Here is a 17153-nt window from a genome sequence, read left to right on the forward strand (position 1 = left end):
CTATTCATGGAGTTGTAAATGACAATGTCAACTCCATTACGTCGATAGCATATCTTCGCTGGTCGCTTCGGCACTCGAGCACTTCGATTCGCACTTCGCGCCCTATCTCCATTGCTTTCGAAGCCGGACCCGTTCGGTAGAAGACACCGCGCGCCGGTATCTGCACGGGCTGTTCCAGAGTTCGCGCCGTAACCTGGAGTGCATGGCGGAAACCGTATCCGACAGCCGCTATCAGCCACTGCATCATATGCTTAGCGAATCCAATTGGGATCGGCGCGCGGTGCGTCGGCAACTGGTGGTCGATGCCAACGCCCACTTCGGCTATCCCAGCGCTCTACTCCTGGACGAGAGCGCGTTCGGGAAGAAGGGAAACATGTCCGCGGGCGTGGCGCGGCAGTGGAACGGTCGCTTGGGGAAGGTCGATAACTGTCAGGTGGGCGTCTTCGCGGCGGTGACGCGCGATGGCGTAGCAAGCGTGGTGGATGCCGACTTGTATCTGCCGGAGAAGTGGGCCAAAGATACGACACGTTGCGAGGCGGTGGGGGTGCCTGAGGAGGCGCAGACGTTCCGCACCAAGGGCGAGATCGCTCTGGACATGGTAATTCGCCTGAGGCGGGAAGGCTTGCACTTCTCTTTCGTCGCCTTTGATGGCGGCTACGGGCACTTGCCCTGGCTGCTCGGGGAACTGGATGTCGAGGGAGAGATCTTCTTCGCTGAGGTGCATTCGGATCAGGCGATCTATCTCCAGGATCCCGCACCCGCGGTGGCGGCTCGTCGTTCGTCGAAGGGTCGAGCGCCCCGTCGGCTGCGGACCACGGCGGTGCCCATGACGGTGGCCGCGTGGGCAGCCACGCAGTCGGCATCCGCCTGGGGGCGTCTGTCGATCCGTGACGGCGAGAAGGGCGAGGTGATGGCCGACTATCTCACCCAGCGGGTGTGGGTCTGGGACGGCGAGGCGCCGTCGGCGAGCCGTTGGCATCTCCTGGTACGACGGGAACTCGATGGGACGAAACTCAAATTCGGCCTGTCCAATGCCAAGCCCAGGGCGTCTTTGCGCCGCTTGGCGGAAATGCAGGGAGCGCGCCATTTCGTCGAGCAGTCCTTCCGAGAGGCCAAGAGCGCCTGCGGCATGGCCGAGTATCAGGTCCGCCGCTGGCAGGCGTGGCACCATCACATGGCCCTGGTCATGATCGCCACCATGTTCCTGGCCAAGGAGCGCCTGGCCCATCGCGAGACGGCTGAACTGCTCTCCTGCCGTGACTTGATAGAGATCATGCGCCATCGGCTGCCTACCAAGATCGTCACCGACGAAGACCTCGCGGCATCCATCATCGATAGGCATCGACGGCGGCACAAAGCCATGGAATCCGCCTACAGAAAGCAAGCCGCCATGCTCTCAGCATTAGATTGAAAGACAATCTGACAAAGTAGAACTAAGGTGGCGGTTGATGCCCCTGGCGATCTGCTGGAGTACCGCGGAGCGGCGTTCGGGCATCCAAGGACGGCGGAACTGATCGGGAAAATCAGGGCAGCCATCGGGGCCGAACGCGAAGGTCGCACCTCATTCGGGCAGATGTTCTATCTTGACGCGTTGCCCCCAGTTGAGGAGATCAAATCCGCCGTGGCGCGGTTACGTTCCAAGGATGGACTGTTCGCCTTTTTCGATGGCAACTGGCGCAAGGCCAAGCGCCTGCATACCGGCCTCTGTAAGGAAACACGGAAGCTTGGCAGCCGCCAGCGGGCCGAGGAACTGGCCGGTTTGGCCGCATGGATTGAGGCCCGCGATGCGTTCGTTTCTGATGCAGAGGTCAAGGCGGCATTCGGTGGGCTGTTCCGCGGCCTGGACACCAACCCCGACGCCGTCCGCCGTCTCTACGATTGGTATCAGGCTGCGCGTTCGACAATGGTGGTATGCCCTGGTCTGACCGCCAAGGTCGATTTGACGTCCATCCCCGCGGACCTCCTAGCCGAACTCGCAACAAAGGCCGGACAGGTCGCTGCCGACGCTGAAAACCTTGAAGGTGCCGACCCCGCGGTGCGTTCTATCTTCGGGGCGGATATCGCCGGATTCCATGACGGCCTCTCGAAGGGGTGGGATCCGGCCCTTGGCGTTCTGAAGAAGGCTGCTGAAAACTTTGGGATCGTGGTCGGGTTTTTCTTAAGTAGGTGCGACCCTATTCTTTCTCCGAGGGATGCCCTGCGCCTCATGGAGGCGAAAGCCGAACTCACCGCGGCATCCCCCGACTTGTCGGCTCTCATTTCAGCAGAAAAGACCATCAGGGCTGCCGGCGGGGACGAGCTGAGCAGGCTTGCCGACCTGGCCGGCGGCTCCTGGCGCGACGCCTTGGCCGAAATGTCACGGCGCGCCACGACGGCGTCCGAGGCCGCAGCCCAAGCCGCCGTGTTCGCCGAGAGCGGTTCCACCATTGCTGCGGCCGGCGCGTTCGCCAAGGCCAAGTCGGAGTTTGACTGCGCTTGGGCGGCGGTAGCATCACCCTCGTTTTGGCACCGTTTTGAAAGCTGGCTGGGGCTTGCCGGCGCTGCGCGCGAGGATGTGAGAGCTGCCCGTAAAATCCTCGAGGGGTTCTCTTCCATTGCCAGAAAAGGGATGTCGGCGAGCAGGGTTATCGAGGCCGTCGACCAGGAGGCCGAGGCCAATGCCATTCTCGGGCGTTTCGCGGAATCCGCCGACGTTAGGCGCATGCTGGGGGACGTCTTCTCCGGCGCGGAAACCGATCTTGACGGCCTTTCCCTGACCCACGACTGGGGCAGGGCCATATGCGCGCTCGATTTGCCCACCGCAGTCAGAAAACGTCTGCTTTCGGACGATGCCAGTGCCGCCCTCAAAAGCTCTAAACGCATCTACCGGCTGATAGACGACGGATGCAGGGGAGCCCGGGGCGCAATGGAGGGGCTGTCGTCGTTTGGCACATTCTCCTGGGAGGATTGGCAGGCGTCGTACCGATCCAACTCGGAACGGGATCTACCCTCCGAGCTTGTCGCAAGGCTGTATGCTCCGGCGCGGAATCCAGAATCGGTGCTTCCGTGGTCGAAGTACCTCGCCCTCCGCATGCAAATCAGGCAGGAGGGCTTGGGGGATTTCGTCTCGGCCCTTGAGGCCAGGAAGATGCCCTCGTCGGCCCTTGCCGCCGCCTTCGATCTCGCCGCCTACCAGTCCATCGGACGCTCGATCTACCGGGCGTTCCCCGAGCTCTCAAATTTCAATGGGGCTGCCCATGAGAAAACCCGCTCGGACTATCGGGCACTTGACGCGGAGATCGTCGCTTTGACCGGCAAGGACTTCGCGAGCCAGATTGCCAGCAGGACCCGCGTCCCGGAAGGCCAGCGTGGCGCAACGGTCGGCGACTACACGGAGATGCATCTACTGCGCCGCGAGATAAACAAGCAGCGTCGGCATATCCCCATCCGCCAACTGGTCAAGAGGGCTGGCAGGGCTTTGCAGGAGCTCAAACCTTGCTTCATGATGGGGCCGCTTTCGGTGGCCCAATATCTCGAGCAGGGAGCCCTGAAGTTTGATCTGGTGGTTATGGATGAGGCCTCGCAGTTGCGTCCGGAGGAGGCACTTGGCGCGGTCGCCCGGGGATCCCAGCTTGTGGTAGTGGGCGATCCCAAGCAGCTGCCGCCGACCAACTTCTTCGACCGCATGCTGGACGCCGGTGATGACGAGGACGAGGATGATGCGCCCGCAGCCATTACCGGGATGGAGAGCATTCTGGACATCTGCCAGCAGTTGTTCACCCCGGTCCGAAGCCTTCGGTGGCACTACCGCTCGCACCACGAGTCGCTGATCGCCTTCTCGAACCATCATTTCTACAAGAACCTGATCGTTTTCCCGTCGCCCTATGCAAAGAACCCGGGGCTTGGGGTGAAATACCGCTACGTTCGCGGCGGAATCTACAAGGACAGGCAGAATGTGCCGGAGGCACAGCGCTTGGTCGACTCGGTACTTGAACACATGATCAAGAGGCCTGACGAGTCGCTCGGCGTGGTAACGCTGAACCAGACCCAGCGCGAGCTGATCGAGGAGCTCCTGGACAAGAAGCTGAAGACCTTCGGGGAGGGGGCGGCCTTCATGCGGCATTGGGAGGCCGAGGGTTGGCCCTTCTTCGTCAAGAACCTCGAAAACGTTCAGGGCGACGAGCGCGACGTGATTTTCATCTCGACCACGTTCGGGAGGGCCGCAGGCACCGACAAAGTCAGACAGAACTTCGGCCCAATTAGCAGGCCAGATGGGTGGCGGCGCCTCAACGTGCTGTTCACCCGCTCTAAACGCAGGATTGAGTTGTTCACGTCGATGGGCCCCGAGGACATCGTCGTTGATGATAGGACGCCGTTGGGAACCAAGGCGTTGAGGGACTATCTGGACTTTGCCAAGACGGGCGTGCTCGCGACCACCGACGAGGGGGTACGAGACCCAGAGAGCGATTTCGAGATCTCGGTGGCAAACGTCGTTTCATCACTTGGATACGAGGTGAAGCCTCAGTTGGGCGTTGCCGGCTTTTTCATAGACATGGTGGTTCGCAACCCGGATCGCCCTGGAGAGTTTTTGGCCGGGATCGAATGCGACGGGGCGACCTACCACAGCGGATTCTCCGTCCGGGACAGGGATCGCATCCGCCAGGAGATTTTGGAGTCCCTTGGCTGGCGCGGACGCATCTATCGCATTTGGTCGACCGACTGGTTCTACGACCCGCGCCGGGAAATCGATCGCCTGAGAGGGTTCCTTGAGGAGAGAAGACGCCTGTCGTCAATGGAGGGGCTCTCGGATTGGGACGAGGACGAGGTTGTCGAGGAGGAGGTTCCTCCTGAAGCCGTTGAAACCGCCTTGGTCGAAGAGCTGGTAGCGGAAATTGCGCAGGCTCCGGGAAGTGACGACCTGTTTGTTGAAGTTGGGGATCGCGTCACATATTGCCCCGTGGACGAACCCGCCGATCGCCACAGCATCCTGATTGTCGACAGCGAAAGCAATCCGAGGAGAGGGCTCGTCAACGAGAACGCCCCGTTGGCCCAAGTGCTGCTCGGACTCTCTCCTGGCGACGAGGGCGAACTGGATATTGCCGGCCAGCGAACCCGGAAGTTTCGGGTCATCAAGGTGCAACGGCAGCAGGAGTTGCTGGTATGAGCCATGACCACTCGGCCCTTTGGCAATGGACAAACAGGCGTTGATCTATGCGACTATCTTTTCCTTACTTGGGATGAACGCCCGGGAAAGCCTCAGGACCAGTCCCGATGCGTGATCGTTCCTATGGGCACAAAGGTGCGTAGTGTTTTTCGTTAAGCAGCCGCTCGAATTTTCGGCGCCGGGGGAATCGCTGCACGGCAGCAATGGCCGAATAACCGAATAGTTACCCGAAGTCGGATTCCCACGACGGGCAGCTTGGTGATCCGAAAGCTGCCACAGTACTTGCAGACGCTGTCAGGCGGCTTTGGGCTGGTGGCCGTCGGCCGACCACGAAAATTCGGTGACCACTTACGGTTCGAAGCCGCTAGCCAGACGAGCAGCTGCTCGACCCGAGCGCGAACAACCGGATCAGATTAACAGCAGTGGTTCCGGTTTTTCGGGCTACTGGCAGCCACCGACCCATTGCTACCCGATGATATTTTCATGGGCAATGTCGGCTTACTGATCCCCAAGCTGACGTACACTGTGATCTGGGCGCCGGCCGCAGTTCGGCCTTTGCTGCCACTAAGTTTGCGACGTACATCCGTCGGCAATACTTCGGTTAGCAGCCGTTCTGACGTCAATCGATATGCGCGGCAATTTGCCTGTGGCTCGCTTGAAGTGCTGCGCGAAAGCGGACTAGTCAGTCGGCCTTTTCGATCATCTCGGGTGATGCAGTCACCCCGAAACAGCGGCTGGCCATCTCCGCGTAACGCTACTTCTGCCTTCAGCTAGAAATCAGGGGATTACGTATTACGTCATTAATCGATAAACTCAATAATACTTCTCGACGCCAGCCATTCCTTTAGCCTCAACAGAGTCACGTATTGAGCTCCAGTTCCCCTAAAGATTCCGCAGAAGTCTTCCCACGATTCTTTGATTCGACTGGCCAACCTTGTTGCCGTTGCCTTATTCGTACACTGAAGGGCGATTACGCAATCGGATAATTGGACGGTTTCCGTGACATCAACTGCTTGTATCAATTCCTTCGCAGGCTTCCCTACCCTCGGGACCAACACCATCCAGCCATCAACTCGTCCCTTCGCCGAGTTCGAAGTTATCCGTAACGACGAGACGTCTTGCTGCTCGACCAACGTTCGGATATCTACCGAGTGGATAAAGGGGGTTCCTAGCCTGCTTTCCTTCATCGTATGAACTTGCAGACCTCCGCGCACGATGCGTGTCCGTATTACGTGCCCGTATCCCCGTGCATCATCGGTTTTCCCTTCTTGTCGCCGATTTGGAGTGATCTGAACGGCGCTAGCATGCGCTCTGGCCCCACGAAAGGTGGAATTCTGCAGGTCAGCAATCTTCTGCAATGAATGTCTTGCCGAAAGCATGTCTCGCGCAGTGGCATCTGTCTCTGAATACAGCAGAGACTCCGGGACAATTGCTATGGCTCCTTCCCGGGGTGCAAATAGCTCAAAGCTACGCAGAAGGTGGGCCATTGCCACACTTCCCGTCAGTTGGTGGCCGTCGTATGAGATCTCTACAAACTTTTTATTTCCTAAACTGAATGGAGGATTAAGGATCAGCAAGTCCACGTTTTCTGGCATGATGCTGGCGAAGGTCCTCCTGAGCCGATTATTCAGTAAATCACCGACCGCCAATATCCAACTGGGGTTTCGGCGCCGCAGTTCGGCAATTGCCCGCCTATCGCGATCGATTCCCATGCACTGTACATGTCCGAACACCTCGTTTGCGGCATCGAGAAGACGGCCGCTGCCACAGGTTGAGTCGGCGCAAACCTCTGGTACTCGCTCTAAGCACGCTCTTTCTAGGACAAGCCTAGCCACGGGCTCAGGCGTGTAGTAGCAATCCAAGTCAAGGGGCATCGAAAGTTTCGAAATCGTAAATATGAATTACGCCAACGCCTTTTGTCCGGCCTGCCTTGCGTACCGGATGATCGAACATGACTTCCGTATTGTCGGGGTGCGCAATAGCAAACAAAATCGTTCCCAGCGCGTGCGGCTTTGTCCCAACAGGCGCCAAGTACAGGTAGTGGTCCGGGTAATCCCTTTGAATCGAGCACAAAGTTTGATAGGCCTCAAAGGGGCAACTGGCTCTCGCATAGCGCACTTCTGAATGCGCGCGATATTCATTCAAGAAGAGTCGGTTGCACGCGATAGTGAATGCCGGGTATTCCATTTGAAATCCCGGAACCCCGACCACCGGAATAATCCTTGGTGTTGGGTCAACCTGCATTACAAGCCGCTCTGGCCTATTTCCTTCGAATCCCAGCATGGCGATGAATAGACACTTCGAGTCATCACGTGGGCCTGAAAGTCGAGCAAATCCCGGCAAGGGTTCCAGACCATCAAAGCTAACGCTCAGATCGAACAACGTTGCAGATGCAGGGCTGGGGTGCGCCTTATAGGACTCTGGCTCTGCGTACAGAACTCGTGTCCGAATCTTTCGACTGTAGAGGCTTTTTAACAGCGGAGCCCACACGTGATGTTGTAAGCCCGAAATATCCATAAGAACGCGAGGTAACGACAATAGCTTGTCAATGGCGCGCTCGTCCCTCAGGGAAATCGTAAGTTCCTGGGCTCCGTGCTTTACAACAATATTCTCACGGCTAGGTTGCCTGACCCAAATCACCCGATTCGGGTGATCGTTATCGATGTTGGTCCAGAGCGGCAACTGCCCTCGGTTTTCTGTCGCATCCGCTGCAGAAATCACCACCTCGGACAAATCTAGGTCGCACTCTACAAGTTCCTTGAACCGCAGAGTGCGAGACGACGGCAACGGAAACGAGCTCACTTTGCTCCTCCGCCCTCATAGAACGCTGAAAAGAATGCTAACTGTTCCGGCAGATCCCTTTCTTCTGATTGCTGACGATTGTCCAAGAGAGACGAAATAGCCTTTGAAGGACTACCATGAAGCACCCCCAAGAGGTTCTTCGCATCAAATGTAGTGCGTCTCTTTTTCCTGTGAGATATCTCGAAAAATGCACAGAAGATCCGATGGAGCCGATATTCATCGTCGCGCATCTCTGAGTTGGTCGTCGGCTTGGTACGAGGAGCGGATTCAAATGCCAGGTGCGCTACGCCTTCAGCAAGAAGGGCGTTCGCATCATCAACGTCCATCGGATTTCCAGTAAGCACAAAAGACGTTACCTCGGGCGTCTTTCCAGTTGGCGATCTCGCCAATTCAAAGAACACCTTGCCAATCGCCAGAACGAGCCGTTTTAGCTGTACTCCATGATCTGCAAGACCTTCTAGCTGGTTCAGTCGGCGCTTTCCAACGTCCCTGGCTGCCAATGTCTGTGACTTTGCGGAAACGCTTAAGACTTTTGGCAAAGCCGCATGCGCATCCAGCTCATAGCCGATGGCCGTATCAATCAATTCCAGGAAGTATCGAATGTTTCCAGCAGCCAGCGACAGCAACACCCGCTCTCCGCAATAATATTTTCGGATTCGAATCCCTTTATTGCCATTCGACAACCAGAACAGACTTGAGTAACCGTAGTTACCAAGCCGCGTTTTCCACTCTGATTCGTTGTCCCGCCAGTCTTTTGCAAGATCGATTAGTGACCTCCCCTCGCTCTCTTGCCAATATCTCAGAAAGTACGTCTCCGTAGTATCCCTTTGGGCAAAGTGCTCCCAAAGCCCTTTGTCACTCTTTGCCAGTTCTGCAAGAACGGACTCGGCCACTTTGTCCGCACCTAATTCAATTGCTTCTTCCGCAAACGTCAGTTCCTCCAAAAATGCCCTCAGCGATTCTGGTACCTGGACTCCTTCTCTGCGTGCGCACTTCAGCCTCAATTCCGCGACCGCTCTCGCGAAGTACTCGAAACCTTCATCCGCAATCTCAATCTCGGCGCAATCGTCTGGAACCTTGAGGAGATCATGCCCGTCAAGCGTCTGCCGAGTTCTAAGTCCGTTCTTCCGCACGCCCACCTTGTATGATAGTGGTGGCTCGGCGTGCTTTATGTACGTGTTAATGATCGCTTGCTGATAATCGAGTAAGTTCTCGTACTCATCGATGCAGCAGAAGATGACCCTGTCGGCAAGAAGTCCAGAAGCACGCAGTGCCTCGGCAAAGGTACGGAGGGGCGCTTCGGCCATCGAAGCGACAATTCCGAAGTCCATCGTCGGATTGTTTACCTGAAGCTGAAGGTTAGATATCGCCTTGCTTATGGCCGAACGCAATGTTTCGAGGTTGGCAAGCTCCCCGAGCCCCAATTCAGAAGAAATTAGCTCTATCGACTCTTGAGCAAGCGACTGACCGGTCTTCGATTCTAGCCAAGAAGACATTGCACAGAGTTCGAGACAAACCAGAAGGTTGAAGTAATGAGCAAACAGTTTGGCCCACTTGTCTTCAGCCAAACTGTTCCCGTGGAATGCCCTGACACGGTTTTTATTCATCCGAACCATGACCCCGACGTACTCTTGGTCGTCGAAGCTTTGCCCCGATCCTTCGAGCCGTTTCAAAATGGCGTCGTACCTGAGGGATTGGAGAGACGTTGTTTTGCCCGTACCGCGACCGCCAACCAGAAAACACGGTCGCATAGACTCCAATTTTTTCAAGTACGTCGGAGAAACAAAGAGATCCATAGAATGGCTTGAAGGCCATTCAGCCCGGTTGTCTCCAAAAAGCTGTCGCAGTACTGCCTCGACGTCAACCGAATTAGTTTCTTTCAATTAGAGGCTCCCAATTGCCAGTGCCAGGCGCCCAAAAAATAGGCAGAGTTGCGTCAGGAATTGAATGCTCGAACCCGAACAATAGACCTCTGGTCTTGTATCCGAACAGTCGGTACCCATCGTCAATATAGGCTTCCTTTGGGTTCAATCGCGGTGTGTATTTCTTTAGCAGGTCGTGAATATCCGGATATTCCGTATTGAGACCGAAGACGGTCGATTTTTTATCAAGCACGTGCGCTGCACAAACTGCCACGTCGGGCGCTTTAGAGTGAATTGTGTTCAATCCGAAATCTGTAGTAATCAGCGTTACGTATATACCGACGAAACCCTCCCGAACCATCGCATCTTGAAAAGAGTGACCGTTCGTATTACGCTGCCATGTGCTGAGAAATTGGTCACCCGATCCGACAAAATCGTCGAGGAAAATTACCGTTCCTCCGCTATAGGCGTGTGCCAATGCCTGGGCAGTTTCAACAATTTGTTCTTCCGGAATGCCGAGGAGCTGTCGCGCCTTTCTACAAAGAAAGTATCCTGAATCCGTCGGGTTGGGCCTCTCACCTCTTACTGGCGTAAAAAGGGCGTTCTCAATCGATTGCAGTAGCAAAGTACGCCCGGGAGCCCGAGGCCCCTTCGACATGCCATCACCAAGCGATTGGTATGAAGCGACAAATAGCCGGTCGGTGAAAAGCGCGTTGTAGTACGTAAACTTGTCGAGCAGGCACGCCGCTAGTGGCCGATCATCCGGATCGAAATTCCCTAACCACGCTCTGGGACGCAACCGAGGCTCGGCTGGCCACAGCCCTGCCGTCTTCAGAACATCGCACTTCGCAAGTACTTCATTGATGATCACATCCGGACGCACAACGGCTCCTCTCCTGCCGACACCACCTCAAGTTGACTCCAATACCCCTGCGCTCCTCCGCACCCTGAATATTTCGGTTCGAGACCGAGCATGATAACGAATTCCTTTTGGTATCGACGAATTCAGACAGCCCATAGTGGCCCGAAAGGGCCGAGGGACTGACGGTTTACAGGGGCAGGGTGAGCGTCCGTTCGGGCCGATGAACGAACCGACCTACTCCGGAGCTTAGCGGCCGGTCTTTGATCAGTTACCTGCCGTTCGGGCAGCTCGATTTTTCGGGGCCGCTACGGCCGCTCATGGCCGGTAGCCGACCGACGCCATCGTAGACCAGCTGACTGCTTTTCGAAGCGTTCCCGTCGATCAGGCAAGAAAGCCAACATGCCCAGCCCCAGCCGACTGACCGCCTACGATCGATCGCCCGGGGTCAATGTCGGCTTTGCAGAAGAACCTCCGCCGTCTGCCAGTGGCCGAAAACGACAGTTCGAGTTCTTGCGAAGCTGACGATCGCAGAAAGAGTCCGGATTGTCAGCCCAGAAACTGACGATGCACCGCGGGACCACCAATTCCAGACACTGACGATGTTTCCTTAAAGCCGCAATCCTCTGACTGCCCTTTATACTCTGCCGGGCCCCTTCGAACGCCTCGCCTTCCAGGAATGGACGGGTATCAATCCTCTGGCTTGGACTGGAAGACCAGGCTGGTGGCTTACGGCGGCACCTCCTTCTGGTGTCCGATCTCCTTGATGAGGGCGGAGCAGCGCAAATGAAACTTGGCCGTGCTGTATTTCTTCTTGCCAGTCGCATGTCTGTTTGGTCGCTTCTGCTGGCCGGCGGCGCCTGTCCGGCCGATGTACCGACATCGCTGCAGGAGTGCCGCCTGCGCAACTCGGCGATCTGCGAGCTGCGCGGCCTGCAGTACGTCGTAGAAGGGCCGTGTCCGCCACCGGCGCAGACCGTCCGGTCGCCAGGCCAGGAGCGCTGCGAAGACGCGCGGCCAGCCAGCCCCCTGCGCGAGCAACCGCCTTCGGAAAGGACTGTCGGCGTGCCAGCTGCCCCTCGCGATCTCGCCTGGGTCGGACAGATCGAGCGCTGGCTGATACCGGTTCTGCTGGTGGTCGTTGGTCTGCTGCTGGCCGGCCTGGGTGTGCTCGCACTTCGCTCGCGGCGGGCACATCGCGATGGGGCGGATCCCGGTACGGGGGGCGGCCGCTTGCTCCTGCAACTATTCGCGGCAGCGGTTATCGCCGTGCCGCTGGGCTATCAGGTGGCAGGCGTCGCCTTTCAACGCATCTTCTCCAGCTTCAACAATCACGATACCGCGGCGCCCTGGTTGCTTGCGGCTCCGGTCGGATTGATCGTGTTCATGCTGGTGTCCGGCATCGCCTTCGCGCTGGTTGCACTCCTTGTCGGGTACCTGCTGCCGGGTTTCCGGAAGCAGCCGCGGAACGACTCATCCCGGGCCATGAGTGCTGCCCAGGCAGGAAACCGCACGCCGGGTGAAAAGGATCGATCCCCGTGAGGCGTCCCAGGCGGCAGCGCGGCAGGCTGCTGCGTTCTGGCCGCTGAACACGCGTCCGCGCGCGTTGGCGACGGTGCCGTCAGCGGCATGCCAAGGCGCGGCGATATGCGGCAAAAAGGGCGACTGGCCAAGCTCTGTTCTACGAACGTCATTGGGACAAGAGGGGGAATCATGCGCAACGTCGGCCATCGCCAGGAGCGTCCGATCAGCTTCTCGGCTTCCGCAGTCCTGTTGGCTGAGGGTGCTCGCTTTAACGACGATATTCATCGCCTGCCCACCGGCAACGCGACCTTTATTCCGAAAGGCATCTTCCGCTTCAAGACGCATGAAGACGCCAATCGCCACCAACTGGATTGCCTGGTCGAAGGTATGACCCAGGCGGCCTTGGCGCGTCGTTGGTGGAACAGTACAGGCGACCAGCCACGCTGGCAGACCTCAAGGCCCTGGTTTCGTCACTGAATCAGCAAGAGGCCGAGTACCTGCTGATCGGCGGCTACGCCCTGTTTGCGCACGGCTACCACCACGCGACCACGGACGTTGACCACCTGGTGCCCGCGACCCGGCAAGCCGGGGAACGCATCAAGGCAGCCCTGATGGGGTTGCCGGATCAGTACAGATGTTCTGATAGTTGTCGTCCTGCTACCATTCGGGCATGGCAAACGCTCACGACACGGGCTACAAACTTCTTTTCTCCACGCCGGAACTGGTACGCGACCTGATTCTTGGCTTCGTACCGGACGAATGGCTGCAGGGCCTTGACTACGGTACCCTGGAGAGGGTACCTGGCAGCTACGTCAGCGAAGACTTCAGCAACCGGGCTGACGACGTTGTCTGGCGGGTCAGGGTCGGTGGGGAATGGGTGTATCTGTACCTGCTCATCGAATTCCAGAGCCGCGTGGACAAATACATGGCACTGCGCATGATGGTGTATGGGGGCCTGCTCTACCAGGACCTGATCAAGCGGGGTGAGGTTCTGGCCGATGGCCGTTTGCCCCCGGTTCTGCCCATCGTCCTGTACAACGGTAGCCAGCGGTGGTCGGCGGTAACCGACGTCTTCGACCTGATACCGGCGGTACCGGGGCTGGTCGAGCAGTTCAAGCCCCGATTGCGCTACCTGCTGATCGACGAGAACGCCTACAGCGATGGCGAATTGGCCTCGCTCAAGAACCTGGTCGCAGCCGTCTTCCGGATCGAACACCCGGCATCCCCGGAAGCCATCGGCGTATTGCTGAGTCTGCTGGACGAGTGGTTGGCCGACCGGCCCGACTTGCGTCGGATGTTCGCACTGTGGATCCGGGCGACATTGATGCGCAAGGCGGAATACCGTATCGTGTTGCCTCAGATTGATGATCTACAGGAGCTGAACGTCATGTTGGCCGAGCGACTCGAAGAATGGGCGCACACCTACAAGGCCGAGGGTAAGGCCGAGGGTAAAGCCGAGGGTAAGGCCGAGGGTGAAGCGCTGGCGCTGCAAAAGCTGCTCAAGAAGCGCTTTGGCGCCGTTCCTTCAGATGTCCTGGCGAAAATCTCTGCGGCGTCCCTTGGACAGATTGATACTTGGCTGGATCAGGTGCTTGATGCCCGCAGTCTGGATGACCTCTTCGGGCCAACCACGAGCTGAAGCCGGGCGTCTCGCGCCAAAAAAGTTACGATCGCTTCCACGGCACCCCGCCCCGCGAGCCGCCGCGCGGCACCTCTGACCGTTCCCGACCCGACCCTTGGCATGGGGTTCCGATCTCCACCGCCGGACCTGCTGGTTTGCTTGCCTGGGAAGGCGATGTCGGATGAGAGTATCCGGTCGGTGGCCGAAGCGGCCTATCCGTTCATGCACTGGCTAGTGCGAGTGTCGTGACGTGTCCGCGGCAGCCGCGCATCGAGCGCCAGCTCGCCGTAACAGTGACGCTGATACCGATCATTTTTCTGGCCGCAGCGACGACAGGCCGCAGGCTAAAGCCCCGCCAGCGCCGCCACCCAGGCCTCGGCGGTCGGCCTGATCACTTCGAGGATCGGCAGCGGATAGACGCCAACCGCCAGGATCAGTAGGGCAGGTAGCAGCAGCACCGCCAGCTCGCGCGGCAGCAGGTCTTCTGCCGCGGCCACGTCGGGATTGTGCAGCGGACCGAGGAAGGCCTGCCGAAATGGCGACAGGAAGCCTGCGGCGGCGAGCACCATGCCGAACAGCACGGCAAGGCCGGCGCCGGTATGGCTGTGCAGTACGGCGACGATGATCAGCAGCTCGCCGGGGAAGCCGCTGGTCCCCGGCAGGCCGATGCTGGCCAGTCCGAAGAGCAGGAAGAAGCCGGAGAGCCGCGGCATGCTGCGCATCACGCCGCCGAGCTGGGTGATGTCGGTGGAGCCGGTTCGGCGCTGCAGGAACGAAAGTACCAGGAAGCCGCCGCCGGCAGCGACACTGAAATTGAGCAGCTGCAACAACGCGCCCTGCAGCGCGGAAACCGAGAACGAAGCCAGGCCGAGCAACACCAGCCCGACGTGCGCCAGGCTCGAATACGCCAGCACGCGGCGCAGATTGCTCTGCGCCAGCGCTGCGACGCCACCGTAGAGGATTGCCACGGTGCCGAAGCCGGCGAGCAGCCAGTGCAGGTCGCGGGCGGCGATCGGCGCCAGCGGGATGGCGAAGCGGATCAGCCCGTAGGCGCCGAGCTTGAGGCCGACGAGCACTGCCGTCACCGCTGCCGGTGCCCCCATGGCCATTGCAGGCAGCCAGGTGTGCAGGGGTACCAGCGGCACCTTGACGCCAAAGCCGAGCAACAGCAGCAGGAACACGACGTACTGCGTCTGCTCCGGCAGCGGCGTTGCCAGCAGGGTGGGCAGATCGAATACCAGTTCGCCTTCCCCGGCATGGCCGAAGGCCACTCCCAGCAGGCCGAAGAGCAGCGGCACACCGGCCGCCAGCATGACCAGGAAATAGCGCACTGCCGCTGCCTGGCGGTCGGCGGCGACGCCCCAGAGGCTGACCAGAAAGTACAGTGGCAGCAGCGTGAACTCCCAGCAAAAGAAGAACAGGATCGTGTCGAGCGCACAGAAGACGCCCAGGGTTGCCGCTTCGAGCAGTAGCAGCAGGGCAAGGTACACCCCAGGGGCCAGGGGTGTGGTGCTTGCGCTGATCCGCCAGCCGGCGATGATCGCGCCGCAGAAGAGCAAGGCCGTCGCCGGCAGAAAGAGCACCGAGATCCCGTCGATGCCGACCAGGTAGCGGACCTCGATGCCAGGGATCCAGTTCGCCGATTCGAGCAGCTGAAAGTCGGGGTCGGTGCCATCAAAGGCAGCAACGATCAGCAGCGAGCAGAGGACAGTGAGCACGGCGCTGGCCAGGGCGATCCATTGTGCCCATGGCGCGCGCCGTAGCAGCGCGGTGAGCAGCCCGCCAAGCAGCGGCAGGGCGAGCAGCGTACTCAGCAGCGGGTAGGAAGCCAGTTCAGCCATGTGCGAAGTAGGCGGCCAGTGCCTGGGTGGCGGTATCGGTCAGCTTCAGCCAGGGCTCGGGGTAGAAGCCCGCGGCCAGCAGCACCAGCAGCGTCGCGCCGCCAACAAAGTATTCCATGCGACGGGTGCGGGCAATTCGCGCGGCGGGCAGATCTTTCGGTCGCGGCGCGAGGAAGGCGCGCTGGAAAGCCCAGAGCAGGAAACCGGCGGCGACCACGTTGCCGAGCGCGGTGGCAATGGTCGGCAAGGCGCCAAAGGTCTCGATCGACGCCTCGAGCACCAGGTGCACGGCATCGAAGCCGGGGGTTCCCGGCATGCCGAGCAAAGACAGGCCGCCGATCAGGAAAGCGACGGCGATGAAGGGCACGCGGTCGAACAGGCCGCCGAGCCGGTCGAGATTGGTGGTGCCGGTGCGCCGGTACACATAACCGACCATCAACAGCATCACCGTGATCGCCAGGCCGAAGTTGACCGCCAGCAGCAGCGCGCCCTGCAGGCCGGCGGGATGCAGGGTGAACAGGCCGATGACGATCAGGCTGGTGTGACTGACGACGGCAAAAGCCATCAGGCGGCGCAGGTTGGCCTGGCGGAAAGCCATCACCGCGGCAAAAAAGACGCCGACCATGGCGAAGGCCACGACATAGGGCTGCCAGATCATCACTGCTTCGGCGGTCAGCGGGAGCAGGAAGCGCGCCATGCCGTAGATGCCGACCTTGACGCCGAGCAGCAGCACCGGGCCGACGGCAATCAGGCCGTAGCCGGCGGAATTGGGCAGCCAGCCATGCAATGGAAACAGCGGCGTGCGGATCGCCAGACCATAGAACAGCAGGTAGAAGGCGGCTGACTGGTATTTGCCGATCTGTGGTGTCTGCAGCAGGTCGAAGAGGTCGAAGCTCCAGTGCACGCCGAGCACGTCGGCATGGCTCCAGACCAGGACGATGGATCCGGCGAGGAACAGGCACCAGCCGAAGAGCTGATACTGCAGGAAGCGCGACAGGGCGAGGTTTTCCTCTCTCGCCGAGGCCCAGCGCCAGAGCAGGTAGCCAACCAGTGCCAGTTGCAGCGCCGAAGCACCGGCAAACCAGAGCAGGTTCATCGTCGTCAGCATGGTCATCTGCGACGATTCGATGATCAACAGCACGCTGAGCAACTGCACCGGCGTGATCTGCTGGCGTGCCATGCCGTAGAACGACAACAATACGCCGAGCAGCGCCGTGAGCAGAATGAACAGCACGCTCACCCCGTCCACCGCCGCATGATAGGCCAGCAGGTCAAGCCGCTCGGCGAACTGCATGATGGCAGTCGACACGTCGATCCGGGCGTAAAGGTCGATCGCCACCACCAGTTCGGCCACTGCAAACAGGCGTCCAAGGACCAGGGCCAGATCATCCTCGCGCATGATCAGCAGCAGTAGTGCACCTGCCAGCGGCAGGCACTGCAGCGTCGCCAGCGGTGGGTAACCGGCCTGCGTGGTCCAGAGAATTTCAGTCACCGGCATTCG

Annotated in this window: 11 protein-coding genes; 5 read left to right on the forward strand and 6 right to left on the reverse strand. The window is 59.3% G+C overall.

Annotation, left to right across the window (positions count from 1 at the left end; all coding sequences use genetic code 11):
* Nucleotides 1-58 precede the first annotated feature (58 nt).
* Complete coding sequence (locus tag V5B44_RS22145; RefSeq protein ID WP_332361324.1) at nt 59-1411, forward strand: IS701 family transposase; 1353 nt, start codon at nt 59-61, stop codon at nt 1409-1411.
* A 27-nt stretch (nt 1412-1438) separates the two neighbouring features.
* Nucleotides 1439-5143 (forward strand): AAA domain-containing protein, encoded by a 3705-nt coding sequence (locus V5B44_RS22150; protein WP_332361218.1) that lies wholly within the window; start codon nt 1439-1441, stop codon nt 5141-5143.
* A gap of 800 nt (nt 5144-5943) precedes the next feature.
* Here the strand turns inward: V5B44_RS22150 and V5B44_RS22155 are convergent.
* Genes V5B44_RS22155 through V5B44_RS22170 form a run of 4 tightly spaced genes read right to left on the reverse strand, consistent with a single transcriptional unit; the run spans nt 5944 to nt 10690 of the window.
* On the reverse strand, nt 5944-7017 hold the full coding sequence (locus V5B44_RS22155) for an N-6 DNA methylase (RefSeq protein WP_332361219.1): 1074 nt from the start codon (nt 7015-7017) through the stop codon (nt 5944-5946).
* Nucleotides 7007-7945: a hypothetical protein gene (locus tag V5B44_RS22160; protein ID WP_332361220.1), complete on the reverse strand. Its 939-nt coding sequence runs from the start codon at nt 7943-7945 to the stop codon at nt 7007-7009. The genes V5B44_RS22155 and V5B44_RS22160 overlap by 11 nt, the downstream gene beginning before the upstream one ends.
* Nucleotides 7942-9828, reverse strand: a complete 1887-nt coding sequence (locus tag V5B44_RS22165) for an ORC-CDC6 family AAA ATPase (RefSeq protein WP_332361221.1) — start codon at nt 9826-9828, stop codon at nt 7942-7944. The genes V5B44_RS22160 and V5B44_RS22165 overlap by 4 nt, the downstream gene beginning before the upstream one ends.
* Nucleotides 9815-10690 (reverse strand): phosphoribosyltransferase-like protein, encoded by an 876-nt coding sequence (locus V5B44_RS22170; protein WP_332361222.1) that lies wholly within the window; start codon nt 10688-10690, stop codon nt 9815-9817. Before V5B44_RS22170 ends, V5B44_RS22165 begins: the two co-directional genes overlap by 14 nt.
* Before the next feature lie 762 nt (nt 10691-11452).
* Between V5B44_RS22170 and V5B44_RS22175 the strand changes: the two genes are divergently transcribed.
* From V5B44_RS22175 to V5B44_RS22185, 3 genes are all read left to right on the forward strand, one after another.
* Entirely contained in the window at nt 11453-12208 is a 756-nt protein-coding gene (locus V5B44_RS22175; RefSeq protein ID WP_332361223.1) for a hypothetical protein, read from the forward strand.
* A gap of 171 nt (nt 12209-12379) precedes the next feature.
* Nucleotides 12380-12667 carry a hypothetical protein gene (locus V5B44_RS22180; protein WP_332361224.1) on the forward strand — a complete coding sequence of 96 codons (288 nt, stop codon included), beginning with the start codon at nt 12380-12382 and terminating at the stop codon, nt 12665-12667.
* Nucleotides 12668-12860: 193 nt separating this feature from the next.
* Complete coding sequence (locus tag V5B44_RS22185) at nt 12861-13829, forward strand: Rpn family recombination-promoting nuclease/putative transposase (protein WP_332361225.1); 969 nt, start codon at nt 12861-12863, stop codon at nt 13827-13829.
* Between the two features lie 326 nt (nt 13830-14155).
* Here V5B44_RS22185 and V5B44_RS22190 read toward each other — a convergent pair whose 3' ends face one another.
* Together V5B44_RS22190 and V5B44_RS22195 are read right to left on the reverse strand one after the other, a co-directional pair.
* The gene (locus V5B44_RS22190) at nt 14156-15652 is read right to left on the reverse strand and encodes a complex I subunit 4 family protein (RefSeq protein ID WP_332361226.1); all 1497 of its coding nucleotides are present in this window, start codon (nt 15650-15652) and stop codon (nt 14156-14158) included.
* Nucleotides 15645-17150, reverse strand: coding sequence for a complex I subunit 4 family protein (locus V5B44_RS22195; RefSeq protein WP_332361227.1), 1506 nt, complete (start codon nt 17148-17150; stop codon nt 15645-15647). Before V5B44_RS22195 ends, V5B44_RS22190 begins: the two co-directional genes overlap by 8 nt.
* Nucleotides 17151-17153 lie beyond the last annotated feature (3 nt).

It is taken from the genome of Candidatus Accumulibacter necessarius, from assembly GCF_036625085.1.

What these genes read in the sequence shown, in the direction of transcription:
- V5B44_RS22155 (WP_332361219.1), bottom strand. Translation starts at nt 7,017, where the DNA reads ATGCCCCTTGACTTGGATTGCTACTACACGCCTGAGCCCGTGGCTAGG.
- V5B44_RS22175 (WP_332361223.1), top strand. Translation starts at nt 11,453, where the DNA reads ATGAAACTTGGCCGTGCTGTATTTCTTCTTGCCAGTCGCATGTCTGTT.
- V5B44_RS22180 (WP_332361224.1), top strand. Translation starts at nt 12,380, where the DNA reads ATGCGCAACGTCGGCCATCGCCAGGAGCGTCCGATCAGCTTCTCGGCT.
- V5B44_RS22185 (WP_332361225.1), top strand. Translation starts at nt 12,861, where the DNA reads ATGGCAAACGCTCACGACACGGGCTACAAACTTCTTTTCTCCACGCCG.
- V5B44_RS22190 (WP_332361226.1), bottom strand. Translation starts at nt 15,652, where the DNA reads ATGGCTGAACTGGCTTCCTACCCGCTGCTGAGTACGCTGCTCGCCCTG.
- V5B44_RS22195 (WP_332361227.1), bottom strand. Translation starts at nt 17,150, where the DNA reads ATGCCGGTGACTGAAATTCTCTGGACCACGCAGGCCGGTTACCCACCG.